Source organism: Rhizobacter sp. OV335 (assembly GCF_900142965.1).
Classification (GTDB): Bacteria; Pseudomonadota; Gammaproteobacteria; order Burkholderiales; family Burkholderiaceae_C; genus Rhizobacter.
This window is the reverse complement of the sequence record NZ_FRCQ01000005.1, coordinates 71026-86111: the sequence shown is the minus strand read 5'-3', so window position 1 is coordinate 86111 and position 15086 is coordinate 71026. Positions and strand designations below refer to the sequence as shown.

Annotated in this window: 9 protein-coding genes; 4 read left to right on the top strand and 5 right to left on the bottom strand. The window is 72.5% G+C overall.

Annotated elements, in window-relative coordinates:
- Positions 1-12: 12 nt before the first annotated feature.
- Entirely contained in the window at positions 13-1176 is a 1164-nt protein-coding gene (locus BUE42_RS07115) for a glycosyltransferase (protein WP_073463919.1), read from the top strand.
- Positions 1173-2126: a UDP-glucuronic acid decarboxylase family protein gene (locus tag BUE42_RS07110; RefSeq protein WP_073463918.1), complete on the top strand. Its 954-nt coding sequence runs from the start codon at positions 1173-1175 to the stop codon at positions 2124-2126. The genes BUE42_RS07115 and BUE42_RS07110 overlap by 4 nt, the downstream gene beginning before the upstream one ends.
- Here the strand turns inward: BUE42_RS07110 and BUE42_RS07105 are convergent.
- From BUE42_RS07105 to rpoN, 4 genes are all read right to left on the bottom strand, one after another.
- Entirely contained in the window at positions 2110-3897 is a 1788-nt protein-coding gene (locus tag BUE42_RS07105; RefSeq protein WP_073463917.1) for a carbamoyltransferase family protein, read from the bottom strand. The genes BUE42_RS07110 and BUE42_RS07105 overlap by 17 nt on opposite strands.
- 13 nt (positions 3898-3910) lie before the next feature.
- Entirely contained in the window at positions 3911-4681 is a 771-nt protein-coding gene (locus BUE42_RS07100; RefSeq protein ID WP_073463916.1) for an SDR family oxidoreductase, read from the bottom strand.
- A gap of 736 nt (positions 4682-5417) precedes the next feature.
- Positions 5418-8213 carry an ABC transporter transmembrane domain-containing protein gene (locus tag BUE42_RS07095; protein ID WP_073463915.1) on the bottom strand — a complete coding sequence of 932 codons (2796 nt, stop codon included), beginning with the start codon at positions 8211-8213 and terminating at the stop codon, positions 5418-5420.
- A 12-nt stretch (positions 8214-8225) separates the two neighbouring features.
- On the bottom strand, positions 8226-9818 hold the full coding sequence (rpoN, locus tag BUE42_RS07090; protein ID WP_073463914.1) for an RNA polymerase factor sigma-54: 1593 nt from the start codon (positions 9816-9818) through the stop codon (positions 8226-8228).
- Between the two features lie 192 nt (positions 9819-10010).
- Between rpoN and BUE42_RS07085 the strand changes: the two genes are divergently transcribed.
- Together BUE42_RS07085 and BUE42_RS07080 are read left to right on the top strand one after the other, a co-directional pair.
- Complete coding sequence (locus BUE42_RS07085) at positions 10011-12599, top strand: hybrid sensor histidine kinase/response regulator (protein ID WP_073463913.1); 2589 nt, start codon at positions 10011-10013, stop codon at positions 12597-12599.
- A gap of 15 nt (positions 12600-12614) precedes the next feature.
- The gene (locus BUE42_RS07080) at positions 12615-13964 is read left to right on the top strand and encodes a sigma-54-dependent transcriptional regulator (RefSeq protein WP_073463912.1); all 1350 of its coding nucleotides are present in this window, start codon (positions 12615-12617) and stop codon (positions 13962-13964) included.
- A 27-nt stretch (positions 13965-13991) separates the two neighbouring features.
- Here BUE42_RS07080 and BUE42_RS07075 read toward each other — a convergent pair whose 3' ends face one another.
- Entirely contained in the window at positions 13992-14993 is a 1002-nt protein-coding gene (locus BUE42_RS07075; RefSeq protein ID WP_073463911.1) for a chemotaxis protein CheB, read from the bottom strand.
- Positions 14994-15086: the final 93 nt, after the last annotated feature.

Here is a 15086-nt window from a genome sequence, read left to right as displayed (position 1 = left end):
AGAACCTTCCCCATGAGCCTGAGCCCCCTCGTCACCGCGCCGGCCCCTGCCGACGGCGGTCCCACCCGCGTGCTGGAGGTCGTCGGCAACGCCATCGTCGGCGGCATGGAAAGCTGCGTGCTGCGCTTGGTCGAGCGCCTGCCGCGCGACCGCTTCACGGTGACGGTGCTGTGCCCCTGCGAGAGCCGCCTGACGGCGCAGCTGCGCGCGCTCGACATCGAGGTGATGACCGCCGGCATGCCCGACGACCCGCCGTGGGCCAGCATCCTCGCGACCTGCGCGCTGGTGCGCGCCGGCGCGATCGACGTGCTGCACGCCCACATGCCGAACGCCCACCTGCTGGCCGGGCTGGTCGGCAAGTTGTGCGGCAAGCCGGTCGTCGCGACGGTGCACAGCCGCCACGTCACGCCGATGGACCTGGAGGTGCACCGCATCGCCGGCACGCATGTCGCGGTGGTGTGCCGGCACAGCTACTTCCAGGCGCTCGCGATGGGCGTCAACGCGGCGCAGCTGAGCTGCATCCCGAACGGCGTCGACACCGAGGTGTTCCGCCCCGGCCTGGCCGACGATGCCGACCTGCGGCGCCATTTCGGCCTCGCCGACGACCAGCCGCTGATCGGCTTCGTCGGCCGCTTGTCGCCCGAGAAGGGGCCGGACGTGTTCCTGCGCGCGGTGCTGCTGCTGCGCACGCTGCTGCCGGCGGCGCGCTTCGTGCTGGTCGGCGACGGCCCGCAGCGCGCGGCGCTGGCGCAGTTCATCGCGCGCTTCGAACTCGGCGACGCGGTGCTGCTGGCCGGCGTGCGCGACGACATGCCGCAGGTGTACCGGCAGCTCGACGCGCTGGTCTGCACCTCGCAATCGGAGGCGATGCCGCTGGCGCTGATGGAGGCGATGGCCACCGGCCTGCCGCTGGTGGCCAGCAACGTCGGCGGCGTGCCCGACATCGTCGAGAGCGGCAGCACCGGCTGGCTGGTCGGCCCGCGCGACTTCGAGTCGGTGGCCCAGCAGGTGGCGCAGCTGTTCCAGGTGCCCGGGCTGGCGCGCCGCATGGGGGAGAGCGCGCGCGAGCGGGCGGTGACCCGGCTCGCGCTGGCCGACAGCATCGAGCGCACGGCCCGGCTGCTGTCGGAGCTCGGCGGCAACCGGCGCGTCGCGCGCAGCAAGGCGGCGCCATGAACGCGCCGCTGGCGGTGGTGACCGGCGGTGCCGGTTTCCTCGGCGGGCACCTGTGCCGGCGCTTGCTGGAGGGCGGGTTCCGCGTGCTGGTGCTGGACGATTTCTCGACCGGCGACCCGGCGTCGGTCGCGGCGCTGGCCGAGCACCCCGGCTTCGCACTGCGCCGCCATGACATCACGCAGCCCTGGCCGGCCGAGGTGGGCGAGGCAGCGCGCATCTTCAACCTCGCGTGCCCGGCCAGCCCGGCCGCCTACCAGCGCAGCCCGGTACAGACCACGCTGACCAGCACGCTGGGCACCTGGCGGGCGCTCGAGGTCGCGCTGCAATCGGGTGCGCGGGTGCTGCAGGCCTCCACCAGCGAGGTCTACGGCGATCCGGAGGTGCATCCGCAGCACGAGTCGTACCGCGGGCACGTCAACCCGATCGGTCCGCGCGCCTGCTACGACGAAGGCAAGCGCGTCGCCGAAACGCTGTGCATGGCGTACCACCTGGAGCGCGGCGTCGAGGTCCGCATCGCGCGGCTGTTCAACAGCTACGGCCCGGGCCTGCGGCCGGGCGACGGCCGGGTCGTCAGCAACTTCATCGTGCAGGCGCTGCGCGGCGAGCCGCTGACGGTGTATGGCGAAGGCCGGCAGACGCGCAGCTTCTGCCATGTCGACGACACCGTCGACGGCCTGCTGCGCCTGATGGACGCGTCGATCGAAGGCCCGGTCAATCTCGGCAACCCGCAGGAGTACAGCGTGCTCGACCTGGCCGAGCGCGTGCTGCGGCTGACCGGCAGCCGCTCGCGCCTCGAGCACCGGCCGCTGCCGGCCGACGACCCGAAGCGCCGCTGCCCCGACATCTCGCTCGCCGAGCGCCACCTCGGCTGGTGCCCGCGCGTAACGCTGGACGCCGGGCTGCGCGACACCATCGAGCACTTCCGGCGCGAACTCACTTCCGCACGATGAAGCTGCCGATCACCAGCGCGTCGAGCGGCGTGCTGGCGAAGGCCTCGATGGCGGCGCGCGGCGTGCAGACGATCGGCTCGCCGCGCACGTTGAACGAAGTGTTGACCAGCACCGGCACGCCGGTCAGCGCGCCGAAGGCCTTCAGCAGCGCATGGAAGCGCGGGTTCGTATCGGGGTCCACCGTCTGCACGCGCGCGGTGCGGTCGGTGTGACAGGCCGACGGGATGCGCGCCGCCTGGCCGGGTTGCAGGTCGTAGACGAACAGCATGAACGGCGAGCGGCCGTCGTTCGCGCCGGCCGGTGCGAACCAGGGCGCCAGGTCCTCCTGCGGCAGCGCCGGCGCGACCGGCCGGAAATCCTCGCGGTCCTTCAGCTCGTTGAGGCGTGCCTGCATGGCCGGGTCGATCGGCGACGCGAGGATCGAGCGCGCACCGAGCGCCCGCGGGCCGAACTCCATGCGGCCCTGGAACCAGCCGATGATCCGGTCGGCCGCCAGCAGCCGTGCGGTCTCGCCGGCCAGGTCGTCGGCACGGTGGTAGCGCAGCTTCGCCCAGCGCAGCAGCGATTCGATCTCGGCATCGTCGTAGCCGGGGCCGAGGTAGGCGTGGTCCATCTGCCAGCGGCGCGGCCCGAAGGTGCTGATCGCCTGCGCGCCGTCCGCCTGCAGGCCGTCGGCGTCTTCCGGCGCCAGCCCGCGGCGCTCGCGGGCGTCGGCCCACAACGCGGCGCCGAGCGCGGTGCCGGCATCGCCGGCCGCCGGCTGCACCCACACCGCGTCGAAGATGCCGCTGTCGCGCAGCCGCGAGTTCATCACGCAGTTCAGCGCGACGCCGCCGGCCATCGCCAGTTGCCGCTCGCCGCTGGCCTCGCGCAGCCAGCGCGCCAGCGACAGCACCGTCTCCTCGAGCACGTCCTGCAGCGACGCGGCGAGGTCGAGGTCGCGCTCGGTCATCGGCGTGCCGGGCACGCGCGGCGGGCCGGCCAGCGCCGTCAGGTCGATCGGCGCGACGGTGTACTGGCCGCCGTCGCCGACGTGCAGGTGCGAGCGCAGCGCCGACGCGAAGCGCGGCATGCCGAGCGCGGCCAGCGCCATCACCTTGTACTCGTCGCTCGAGCGCAGGAAGCCCAGGTGCGCGGTGACCTGCTCGTACAGCAGGCCGAGCGAGTTCGGCATCACCACCTCGCCGAGCGCCTCGTAGCGGCTGTCGCGGTAGCGGCCGTAGCAGGTGGTCGCCTGCTCGCCGCGGCCGTCCAGCGTCATCACCGCGCAACGCGCGAACGGTGCCGCGAGGAAGGCACTGGCCTGGTGGCACACATGGTGGCTGACGAAATGCCAGCGGTACGGCGCGGCGTCGGGCCGCACGCCGGACAGGCGCTTGCGCAGGTGGTGCGGCGCGCCGCCGGCGAGCTGGCGCGGCGCGTTGACGATGTAGGCCGCGAACAGCGGATCCCACGGGTTCTCCCAGCGCGGGTCGGGCTCGGCCGACGGCTGCAGCGGCAGTGACAGCACCGGCTCGGCGCGCGTGCCGAGGAAGGCCATCGGATCGTAGCTGTAGGCGACGTGGTCGACCTCGGCGAGCGTCGCGCCAGCCTGTTTCAGGCAGAAATCGATGGCGTTGAACGGCAGCTCCCAGGCCGAGAACGGCACCGGTCGCTTGGCGTGCTTGATGCGGGTGAAGCGCTCTTCCTCGGCGGCGGCGACGACGATGCCGTCGGCCACCAGCACGGCGGCCGAGTCGTGGAAGGCGGCGTTGATGCCCAGCGTGATCATCGGGTGTCCTCCTTCACGGCCACGAGGTTTCGCGCATCGGCAGCACCATCACCTCGGGCACCACCGTTTCCTCGGGCTGCATCAGCACGAAGCGCACCGCGTTGGCGACGTTCAGCGGGTCCTGCAGCACGCCGGGGTCGATGTCGGGAAAGCGGTCCAGCAGGAACGGCGTGCGCATGCCGCCGGCCACCACCGCCGAGACCTTGATGCCTTGCGGCCGCAGTTCGGCGTGCAGCGCATGCGACAGGCCGAGCAGGCCCCATTTGGTGGCGTGGTACGCGGCGGCGTTCGGCCAGGCGCGCTTGGAGGCGGTCGACGCGATGTTGACGATGTGGCCGCCGCGCTGGCCGCCGCCCGGGCCATTGCTGCGCGGCCCCATGATCGCCGCCGCATGCCGGGCCACCAGGAACGGGCCGGTCAGGTTGGTGCGCAGCACGCGCTCCCAGTCGTCGACGTCGAGCTCGCCGATCGGCACGGTGATGTCGATCGCCGCGTTGTTGATCACCACGTCGAGGCGGCCGAAGCGTTCGCGCACCGCGGCCAGCGTGGACCGGACCTGGGCGTCGTCGCCGACGTCGAGGTGCATGGCGGCAGCGGTGATGCCGGCCTCGGCGAGCACGGCGACGCGGTCCTGCGCGCGCTCCAGCGCGATGTCGGCGATCACCGGGGTCATGCCCTCCTCGCCCAGCAGTTGCGCGATCGCGGCGCCGAGGCCGCGCGAACCGCCGGTGATCACGGCCACCTGGCCGCGCAGCGAACGGAGGGAAAGGGTCGATGCAGTCATGAAGGCTCCTTTTGTTTCGGCACACAGAACGGCTGGGGCACGTGGTGTGCCGCTTGCTGTGTTGCAAAGGCGCGGGTGGGGAGGCTGTGGCTCGCCGGACGGTGCGGTCAACGCGCCCGGGGGCGCGTTGACTCCCCTCCGCTGACTGGCTTCATGGCCCGTCGCCGAAACTCCCGTCACTCACTTCGTTCGTTGTGGTCAAACAGTCGGCGACAGTCAGTCCACGAAGCGTGCTGCGCACGCGGCCCCTGAAGCCAGCCAGCTCCGGCGCCCCGTCCCTATTGGCGCTCCACAGCCTCCCCACCCGCACCTTTGTGCCACCGCCCTGCTCATGGGGGGATGACAAGCAAAAGTGAGGTTTGATCCCCGGATTGGCACCCGGGCTACGAATTCCGCTTGTGGCCCGGATGCCAATCCGGGAACCACCCTCACTTGTTGCTTGTCACCTCCCCAAAAAAGCGGTGGTGCCACAAAGGCGGGTGCGGGGAGGCTGTGGAGCGCCAATAGGGACGGGGCGCCGGAGCTGGCTGGTTTGATGGCCCGCGTGCGCCAGCACGCTTCGTCATCTGACTGTCGCCGACTGTTTGACCACAACGAACGAAGTGAGTGGAGGGAGTTTCGGCGACGGGCCATCAAACCAGTCAGCGGAGGGCAGTCATCGCCCCCCAGGGGGCGATGACCGCACCGTCCGGCGAGCCACAGCCTCCCCGCGCCCGCCTTTGCCGCTCCGACCACCTCAGGCGGCCACACGACTCGCAGCCGGCGGCTCCCCATCGCGCCCAGCCAGCGTCGCCAACGTCACGACCAGCTCATGCGGCTCCACAGGCTTCACCAGGTGCACCTGGAAGCCCGACATCAGCGCCCGCACCCGGTCGTCCGGCTGCGCCAGCCCGGTCAGCGCGACCGCCGGCATGCGTCCGTCCAGCGGCACCTGCCGCTGGTCCTCCAACTGCCGCACGCGCCGCATCACCGCATAACCGTCCTCGTCGCCGAGCACGATGTCGCACACCATCAGCTGCGGCCACAGGCTGGTCGGATGGCGGCCCAGCCACTCGAGCGCGGCCGCACCACTGTCGAAGGCCAGCGAATCGGCGCCCTCGACGTTCAGCACCATCGCCAGCGAGTCGCGCGCGTCGGCGTTGTCGTCGACCACCATCACGCGCAGCTCGGCCAGCGGCCGGGCCGGCAGCACCGGCTCGACCGGGACATCACCCTTGCTGCCGTTGCGGCCGGCATCGGCGGCAATCGCCCGCAGCGGCAGCTCGACCACGTAGCGCATGCCGTTCAGCGAGCCGGGCGGCTCGATCGAGAAACGGCCGCCCTGGCGCTCGATGGTCGAGCGCAGCTGCATCGGGTCCAGCGGCATCGCGGTGCCGTGCGGCGCCGGCAGCTCGTCGTTCGCCGCCACCGGCAGCCCGCTCGCCGGCACGTGGCGGCCGTCGGTCACGCTCAGGCAGGCGCTGGCGTCGCGCCGCTCCAGCTTCAGCTCGACCCGCCCGCCCTGCGGCGTCGCCTGCACCGCCCACATGCCGAGTTCGAGCAGCACCTGGGCCAGCGTGCTCGGGTCGCCGGTGACACTCGCGTTGTCGATGTCGATGTCGGTGTAGAGCCGCACGCCCCGCGCATCGATGGCCTCGCGCAGCCCGTCCAGCGCGTTCGCCACCAGCGCCACCAGGTTCACCGGCTGGCGCGCCAGCTGCCGCTCCAGCCGCTCGAAGGCCTGCTGCTGGCGCTGCAGGCTCCACAGCTGCGCGTACAGGCCGTCGCGCTGCAGCAGGTCCTCGTGGCGGCCGCGCTCGACGATGCGGCCCTTGTCCATCACGACAATCTCGTCGGCGTTGACGACCGTCGACAACCGGTGCGCGATCACGAGCGTCGTGCGCCCCTCGGCGATGCGGTCGAGCTCGCGCTGGATCGCCCGCTCGGCCCGCGTGTCCAGCGCCGAGGTCGCCTCGTCGAAGATCATGATCGGCGGGTTCTTCAGGAACGCGCGCGCGATCGCGATGCGCTGCTTCTCGCCGCCCGACAGCTTCAGCCCGCGCTCGCCGACGATGGTGTCGTACTGCCCCGGCAGCGACAGGATGAACTCGTGCACCTGCGCCGCCTTGGCCGCCTCGACGACCTCGGCGATGCCGGCGCCCTGGCGACCGTAGCCGATGTTGTAGGCGATGGTGTCGTTGAAAAGCACGGTGTCCTGCGGCACCACGCCGATCGATTCGCGCAGCGACTTCAGCGTGACGCCGCGCACGTCCTGCCCGTCGACCGCGATGCGCCCGCCGTTCACGTCGTACAGGCGCAGCAGCAGCCGCGCCAGCGTCGACTTGCCGGAGCCGCTGCCGCCCACCACCGCGACGGTGCTGCCGGCCGCCAGCGCCAGGCTCACGTCGGTCAGCACCTGGCGGCCCGGCTCGTAGCTGAAGTCGACATGCTCGAACGCGATCGCCCCGCCCTGCACCCGCAGCCCGGTGCTGCCCGGCCGGTCGACGATGTCCGGCTGCTCGCCGAGCAGCGCGAACAGCTTCTCGACGTTGACCAGCGCATCGCTCGCCTCGCGGAACACGTAGCCGAGCGCGTTCAACGGCAGGCAGACCTGGATCACGTAGGCGTTCAGCAGCACCAGGTCGCCCACCGTCATCGCGCCGCGCACCATCTGCTCGGCCGCCAGCAGCATCACCGCCGCCACCCCGCAGGCGATGGCCGCGCTCTGGCTGATGTGCAGCGCCGACAGCGTGCGCTGGTTGGCCACCGTGCCGGCGACCCAGTGCTCGCAGATCTCGGCATAGCGTTGGCGCTCGTAGTCCTCTCGCGCATGGGTCTTGACGGTCTCGTAGTTCAGCAGGCTGTCGACCAGCCGGCCGTTGGCGCGCGAGTCCATCTCGTTGACGCGGCGCTGGCGCAGCTCGCGCTTCTGCGTCAGCAGCATCGTCAGCGTGGCATACACGACGAAGGTCGCGATCAGGATCAGCGTGAACCAGCCGCTGTAGTTGAACGCCAGCACCGCCAGCACCGCGACGAACTCGACCAGCGTCGGCACCACGGTGAACAGCCCCGCGCCGAGCAGGAAGCCGACGCCGCCGGTGCCGCGCTCGACCTCGCGGATCAGCTGGCCGGTGTTGCGCTGCACGTGGAAGCGCGGGCTGAGCGCCATCAGGTGCGCGAAGCTGCGCTGCGACACCGCGGTGACGGTGCGCTGCGCGACCGGTGCGAACACCAGGTCGCGCAGCTCGGTGAACAAGGTGCCCATGAAGCGCAGCGCGGCATAGCCGAGCAGCAGGAAGACCGGGATCACCAGCGCGACCGGCGGCCCCGCGGTTCCGGCGGCGCCGGCCGCTCCGACCACCGCGGACGGCGCCACCAGCGTCTCCGGCCGGCTGAACTGGTCGACGATCGCCTTCAGCACCAGCGGCACGACGACGCCGGCCGCCTTGGCCAGCACCAGCAGCACCAGCGCCTGCAGCGCGCGCCCGCGGTGCGCCCAGGCGGCCTCCCACAGCCCCGTGAAGACCTGGCGCCTGTCGACGGCGGCAGCCATCGGTGCGGCACCTCAGCCGGAGGCGACCTGGCGCAGCACGCCGGCCGACTCTTCCTCGGCGCGCCGCCGCCCGACCGACTCGACCTTCAGCTGGTGCCGGTACTTCGTCACCGTGCGCCGCGCGACGACGAAGCCCTGCTGCGCCAGCCGGCGCGTGATCGCGGCATCGGACAGCAGGCGGCCGGCCTGCTCGCGCTCCAGCATCTCCTTGATCATGCCGCGCACCGCGGTGCCGGAGAACGCCCGGCCGCTGCTGGCCGTCATCGCACGCGAGAAGAAGTACTTCAGCTCGAGCACGCCGACCGGCGTCGCCATGTACTTGTTGTTGGTGACCCGCGAGACGGTGGATTCGTGCACGCCGACCTCGTCGGCGATCTCGCGCAGCCCGAGCGGTTGCATCGCCGCCGGCCCGTATTCGAAGAACGGATGCTGGCGCCGCACGATCGCCTGGGCGACGCCGAGGATGGTCGCGAAGCGCTGCTCGACGTTGCGCAGCGTCCAGCGCGCCTCGCGCAGCTGTTCGGCCATCTGCGGGTGCGCGAGCGCGCGCTGCCGCTCGAACAGCTCGGCATAGACCCGGTGCAGGCGCACGCGCGGCACGACCGCCGGGTTCAGCGAGACGACCCAGTCGCGGCGCAGCTTGCGCACGATGACGTCCGGCGTCACGTAGCGGGCGTCGCCCGGGCCGTAGCGCCAGCCGGGGCGCGGGTCGAGCCGCCGGATCGCCGCACAGGCGGCCATCACCAGCGGCAGCGGCCGGCCGAGCGTGCGGGCGAGCGCCACCAGGTCCTTCGAGGCCAGCGCGTCCAACCGCTCGGCGACGATGGTGCGGGCCAGCGCGCGCTGCTCGGGGCAGTCGATGGCGTCCAGCTGCAGCGACAGGCACTCGACGACGTTGCGCGCGGCGACGCCGGTCGGCTCGAACGACTGGACCCGGCGCAATGCGATCTGCAGTTCCTCGGGGCTCGCCGGCGGATCGAGCGCGACCACCGGCACCAGGTCGCACAGGTCGTCCAGCCGCAGGTAGCCGTCGTCGTCCAGCGAATCGATGATGGCGCCGGCCAGCAGCCGGTCGCGCTCCGGCAGCCGCAGCAGGTTCAACTGGCCGTGCAGCGTGTCGGCCAGCGTGCTGGGCGCGGCGATGCGGTTCAGCGGTGAGAACTCGCCGTCGTCGCGCGACGCGCCGTCGGTGGTGCCGGCCAGCCGCCAGTCGTCGCGGTCCTCGCGCCCGTCGAGGTCGCCGCGGTCATCGAGGCCGTCGCTGCCGTCGCTTTCGTCGATCCCGCCGTCGCTGTCGGATGCGCTGGCCGACGCGGCATCCCCGAGCCCGTCGCCCGCATCCCCGGCGCCGGACACCCCGGCGAGCGCGTCGCCTTCGAGCCCGCCGGCCACCACCGGAAGCATCGGCGACAGTGCGGCTTCCGTATCCGACGCGGGATGGCCGTCATCATCCGCGGACTCGAGGAACGGGTTGTTGTCGAGCGCGTGGCGGACTTCCTGCGCGAACTCCATTGACGACAGTTGAAGCAGGCGCACCGCTTGCTGAAGCCGCGGAGACAAGGATTGTTGTTGCCGCTGGTCGGCACGCAGAATCAACACGGACATGGGCACGGACTCCGATCTCATCCTGGTTGTCGGACTCAGCCAAAGGCAAGGGCCATGCCGCTGGGACCCGACCGCCGCATTCACGGCGCAACGCGCGGCGTTGGCGCCGGCTGCGCACGCGCGTGCGATCCGCGGCGCCGGTTTCCGTGTTTCCCGTTCTCGCATTTTTTGCTGCAATCGGCATGCCGCCCGATGAGCTTCAAGCTGCTTGAACACTGGCGCCGCGGCGAACGCCGCGTCGTGCTGTCGCTGCGCGGCATGCTGCTGTTGCTGCTGGTGCTGGCCACCGTGCCGATGGCCGCGCTGATGTCGTGGCAGATCGTCGATGACCTGCGCAGCGACGAGGCCCGGCGCCAGGCGCGGCTGGTCGCGAGCGCCGAGGCGCTCGCGAAGGCGGTCGAGCGCGAACTCGATTCGTCGGTCGACGCGCTGAACATCCTGGCCTTGTCGGACCGGCTGCGCAGCGACGACCCGGCCGCCTTCGAGCGCTGGATGAACGCGGCCGGCCGGCTGCGCGGCACCTGGCACAGCGCGGTGCTGCTCGACGCCGCCGGACGCGCGCTGATGGACACCGGCGGCGGCGCACCCGCCCTGGCGCCGGAGCCGGCCGCGCCGTGGCGGCCGCCGCTGCGCAGCGTGCTGGGCGGCGCGTCGTCCGGCATCTCGGGCCTCGGCGTCGAGCCGGGCAGCCACCTGTACGCGACGCTGGTGATGGTGCCGGTGCGCGTCGGCGGGCGGCCCCGCTATGCGCTCGGCGTGTGGATTCCGGTCGGCAACTGGCAGGCGCTGCTGGACCAGGCCGTGCCGCTGGAGGCCGGCATCGGCATGCTGTGCGACGCGTCGGGCCGCGTGATCGCCCGCACCGCCGCGCCCGAGCAGGTCATCGGACGCCCGGTCTGCGACCTGTCGTCGGACCGGCCGGTCGACCGCCGCCGCCAGCCGGACGGCGAGGACGCCTGGGTCGCGGTTCACCGGGTCGAGCCGGCGGGCTGGTTCGTCTCGGTGGCCCACGCGGCCGCGCCGCTCGAGGCCGCGCAGCGGCGTGCCGTGGCGACCGCGCTGGCCACGGTCGCCGGTTGCCTGCTGCTGGGCATGAGCAGCGCGCTGCTGGTGGCGCGCCGCATCACGCAGCCGCTCGAGCTGCTGGCGGGCGGCCAGCCGGCGCACGCCGCGCCCGGGCTGCAGGCGCGCGAGATCGTCGCGCTCGACCAGGCGATGCGGCTGGCGCGGCAGCGCGACGAACAGGCGCGCGCCGAACTGCAGCGGCGCGCCGACGAATTCGAGACCTTGTTCCATTCGACGCCGATCGGCCTGGCGGTCGCGCAGGACCCGCACTGCCGCCAGGTGATCCACAACGCCGCGATGGACCGCCTGCTCGGCCCGGCCGGCCCGGCGATGGCCGGCGACGGTCCCTGGCAATTGCTGCGCGACGACAAGCCGATGCAGCGCGACGGCTGGCCGCTGTGCGCCGCGGCGCGCGGCGGCGAGCCGGTCGACGGCGTCGAGCTCGACCTCGCCCGCCCGGGCCAGGAGCGCCTGCGCGTGATCGCCAGCGCGACGCCGCTGCTCGACGACCACGGCCGCCCGCGCGGCGCGATCGCGGCGATGGTCGACATCAGCGAACAGCGGCGCGCCCAGTTGCTGCATGCGGCATTGGTGTCGGTCGAACGCCAGTCGCGCGAGAAGTCGGAGGCAGCGCACCGCGCGAAGGACGAGCTGCTGGCGATGCTGGGCCACGAATTGCGGAACCCGCTCGGCGCCATCTCGTCGGCCGCCGAGGTGCTGTCTGCCAAGCCGGCGCCCGCGCTGGCCGCCAATGCGGTGGAGATCATCGGCCGGCAGACCCGCCACCTGACCCGGCTGATGGCCGAGATGCTCGACACCTCGCGGCTGATGTACGGCGCGGTGCCGCTGGCACGGCAGCGCGTCGACCTGGCCGCCCTCGCGCGGCAGGTCGTCGACGGCGTCGCGCGCACGCCGGCGGCGGCCGGCCACGCGCTGTCGACCTCGCTCGAGGAGGCCTGGGCCGAACTCGACGCGCCGCGCATCGAGCAGGTGCTCGGCCAGTTGCTGGCCAACGCGCTGACCTACACGCCGGCCGGTGGCACGGTGCGCGTGGAGGTGCGCCACGAGGACCTGGCGGCCGTGCTGCGCGTGCGCGACAGCGGCCCCGGCATCCCGGACGACCTGCTGCCGCGGGTGTTCGACCTGTTCGCGCAGGGCCAGCGCGGCAGCGACCGCCGCGACGGCGGCCTCGGCCTGGGCCTGACCGTCGTCAAGCGCCTGGTGGAGCTGCACGGCGGCAGCGTGGCCATCGCCAGCAGCGGCGACGGCACCTGCGTCGAGGTACGGCTGCCGTCCGTGCCGCCGCCGGTGCAGGCCCCGGGCAACGACTGGCGGCCCGTGGTGCCGGCGCGGCGGGTGCTGGTCATCGAGGACAACCCCGATGCGCTGGCCGCGCTGCGGGCGCTGCTGGGCGTCGACGGCCACCAGGTGCATGCCGAATCGGACGGCCGCGCGGGCCTGGAGGCCCTGCTCGCGCAGCGGCCCGACCTCGCGATCGTCGACATCGGGCTGCCGTCGATCGACGGCCTGCAGGTCGCGCGCCATGCCCGGGCGCAGGGCTACCCCGGGCGCATGGTGGCGCTGACCGGCTACGGCCGCGACGGCGACGTGCAACGCTCGCTGAAGGCGGGCTTCGATGCGCACCTGGTGAAGCCGATCGAGCGCGAGCAGTTGCGGCGCGAACTCGCCGAAGCCTGGCCGCTGACCCTTCCCTGACAGGAGAGAAAACGAATGAGCCGAGTCCTGATCGTCGAAGACGACGCCGATGCCGCCGACATGATGGCCGCGCTGGTCGAGCGCGCCGGCTTCACCGTCGCGATCGCGCACGACCTGCGCGAGGCGCGGCGCGCGACCGCGCTCGACCCGCCCGAGCTGGTGCTGCTCGACTTGCAGCTGCCCGACGGCCAGGGCCTGGCGCTGCTGGAGCCGCCGTCGCCGCTGAGCGATTCGCACGTCGTGCTGATCACCGGCCATGCGACGCTGGAGACCTCGATCCAGGCGCTGCGGCTGGGCGCCGCCGACTACCTGGTCAAGCCGGTCAGCGCGCGCCAGCTCGAAGCCATCCTGTCGCGCGTGATGCGGCCGGCCGCGCTGAACGCCGAGCTGGCCGGCCTGTCGGACGAATGGCAGCGCAGCGGCCGCTTCGGGCTGCTGTGGGGGCGCTCGGAGGCGATGCAGCGGGTGTACCAGCAGATCGCGCGCGTCACCGGCACCTCGGTCAACGTGCTGATCACCGGCGAGAGCGGCACCGGCAAGGAGCTGGTGGCGCGCACGCTGCACGACCTGAGCCGGCGCCGCCATGCGCCCTTCCTCGCGATCAACTGCGGCGCGATCTCGCCGCAGCTGATCGAAAGCGAGATCTTCGGCCACGAGAAAGGCAGCTTCACCGGTGCCGAGCGCCAGCACCTGGGCTTCTTCGAGCGCGCGCACGGCGGCACGCTGTTCCTCGACGAGATCACCGAGATGCCGGTCGAGCTGCAGGTGAAGCTGCTGCGGGTGCTGGAGACCGGCACCTTCCTGCGCGTCGGCTCGACCACCTACCAGGATGCCGACGTGCGCCTCGTCGCCGCCACCAACCGCCGGCCCATCGAGGCGGTGAAGGACGGCCGCCTGCGCGAAGACCTGTACTACCGGCTGAACGTGTTCCCGATCGACCTGCCGCCGCTGCGCGAACGCGCCGGCGACGTGCCGCTGCTGGCCGAGCAGTTTGCCGCCGAGGTCGGCGCCCGCGAGGGCGAGGCGAAGCGGTTCTCGCCCGCCGCGCTGCGCAAGCTGCAGCAGTACGGCTGGCCGGGCAACGTGCGCGAACTGCGCAACGTCGTGCAGCGCAGCTGGGTGATGGCCGACGGCGCGGTGATCGGCGACGACTGGCTGCCGGTCGACGCGTCGGCGCCGGTGGCGCAGGGGCCGGCCGACCACCTGTGCATTCCGTTCGGGACCTCGCTGGCCGAGGCGGAGCGGCAGCTGATCATCGCGACGCTGCGCCACTTCCGGCAGCACAAGGAACGCACCGCGGCCGCGCTCGGCATCAGCCTGAAGACGCTCTACAACCGGTTGAAGGACTACGAGGGCCGCTCCTGAGCGGCCGCCGCTCGCTCACTCGCTCATTCACTCGATCGGCGGCGGTGCGCGCTGCAGCAGTTGGCGCAGCGTGTGCACCTGGCGCGCGACGCGGCGCGCAGCGGCCACCGCCCGCATCCGGCCGGCGTCGTCGCCCGCGTCGAGCTGCCCGGCGGCATGCGCGAGCATCGCCTCCTTCTCCTGCAACGCCCGCAGCGCGCCCCACAGCGCGTCGTCGCTGCGGTTCGACATCGCGTGCAGCAGCGTGCGCTCGGTGAAGCCGTGCCCGGTGTGGCAGCGGTAGCGCCGCGGTGAGGTCCCGTGCACCTCCCAGAGCCCGCCCTGGCACTCCGGGCAGGTGAACATCGACGGGTGGCCGATCGCCTGCAGGTGCTGCACCGCTTCGCCGGTGCCCTGCATCAGCGCCAGCTCGTGGGCCAGCTCCGGTTTCACCTTCTGTTCCGACGGTGCCGGCGCCGGTTCGTCCGGAATCGAGGCCGCGGCCAACTCCGCCAGCAGCCCCGGCATCTGCTCGAGCGGCAGGCAGTGGTCGACCTGCGCATGGCGCAGCGCGCTGGCCGGCATCGACGGCTCCTCGGCATCGGCCGGGTCCTGGACCACCGTGGTTCCCCCCATCGCCTTGATCGCCTGCAGCCCGGCGGTGCCGTCGTCGAGCGCCCCGGTCAGCACCACGCCGACGGCGTCGCGGCCGCGCTGCAATGCGGCCGAGCGGAACAGCGGATCGATCGCCGGGCGGGCGTGGTTTTCCTTCGGGCCGTGGCGCAGGCGCAGCGCGCCGTCGGACACGATCATGTGCAGGTCGGGCGGCGCGACGCGCAGCATGCCGGGCCGCAGTTCCTCGCCGTCGCGCCCGTGGGCCACGTCCAGCGGGCAACGCCGCGCCAGCAGCTCGGGCAGGATGCTGCGGTGCGCGCCGATGTGCAGCACCACCAGCAGCGGCGCCGCGAAGTCGGCAGGCAGTCGCGCCGTCAGGCGGGTCAGCGCAGCGACGCCCCCGGCAGACGCACCGATCAGCACCAGACGGGTCATGGGCAGGCAAGGTTGTGGCCGATATGGTGTCGCCCGGCAATCGGCGTTCCCGTCCTTTTTTCCACCGCGGAGCACCCCCGCGAAATCGGCGGC

Bases quoted from the DNA above. Each gene is read 5' to 3' on its own strand.
- BUE42_RS07115 (WP_073463919.1), top strand. From the start codon at position 13: ATGAGCCTGAGCCCCCTCGTCACCGCGCCGGCCCCTGCCGACGGCGGT.
- BUE42_RS07110 (WP_073463918.1), top strand. From the start codon at position 1,173: ATGAACGCGCCGCTGGCGGTGGTGACCGGCGGTGCCGGTTTCCTCGGC.
- BUE42_RS07105 (WP_073463917.1), bottom strand. From the start codon at position 3,897: ATGATCACGCTGGGCATCAACGCCGCCTTCCACGACTCGGCCGCCGTG.
- BUE42_RS07100 (WP_073463916.1), bottom strand. From the start codon at position 4,681: ATGACTGCATCGACCCTTTCCCTCCGTTCGCTGCGCGGCCAGGTGGCC.
- BUE42_RS07095 (WP_073463915.1), bottom strand. From the start codon at position 8,213: ATGGCTGCCGCCGTCGACAGGCGCCAGGTCTTCACGGGGCTGTGGGAG.
- rpoN (WP_073463914.1), bottom strand. From the start codon at position 9,818: ATGTCCGTGTTGATTCTGCGTGCCGACCAGCGGCAACAACAATCCTTG.
- BUE42_RS07085 (WP_073463913.1), top strand. From the start codon at position 10,011: ATGAGCTTCAAGCTGCTTGAACACTGGCGCCGCGGCGAACGCCGCGTC.
- BUE42_RS07080 (WP_073463912.1), top strand. From the start codon at position 12,615: ATGAGCCGAGTCCTGATCGTCGAAGACGACGCCGATGCCGCCGACATG.
- BUE42_RS07075 (WP_073463911.1), bottom strand. From the start codon at position 14,993: ATGACCCGTCTGGTGCTGATCGGTGCGTCTGCCGGGGGCGTCGCTGCG.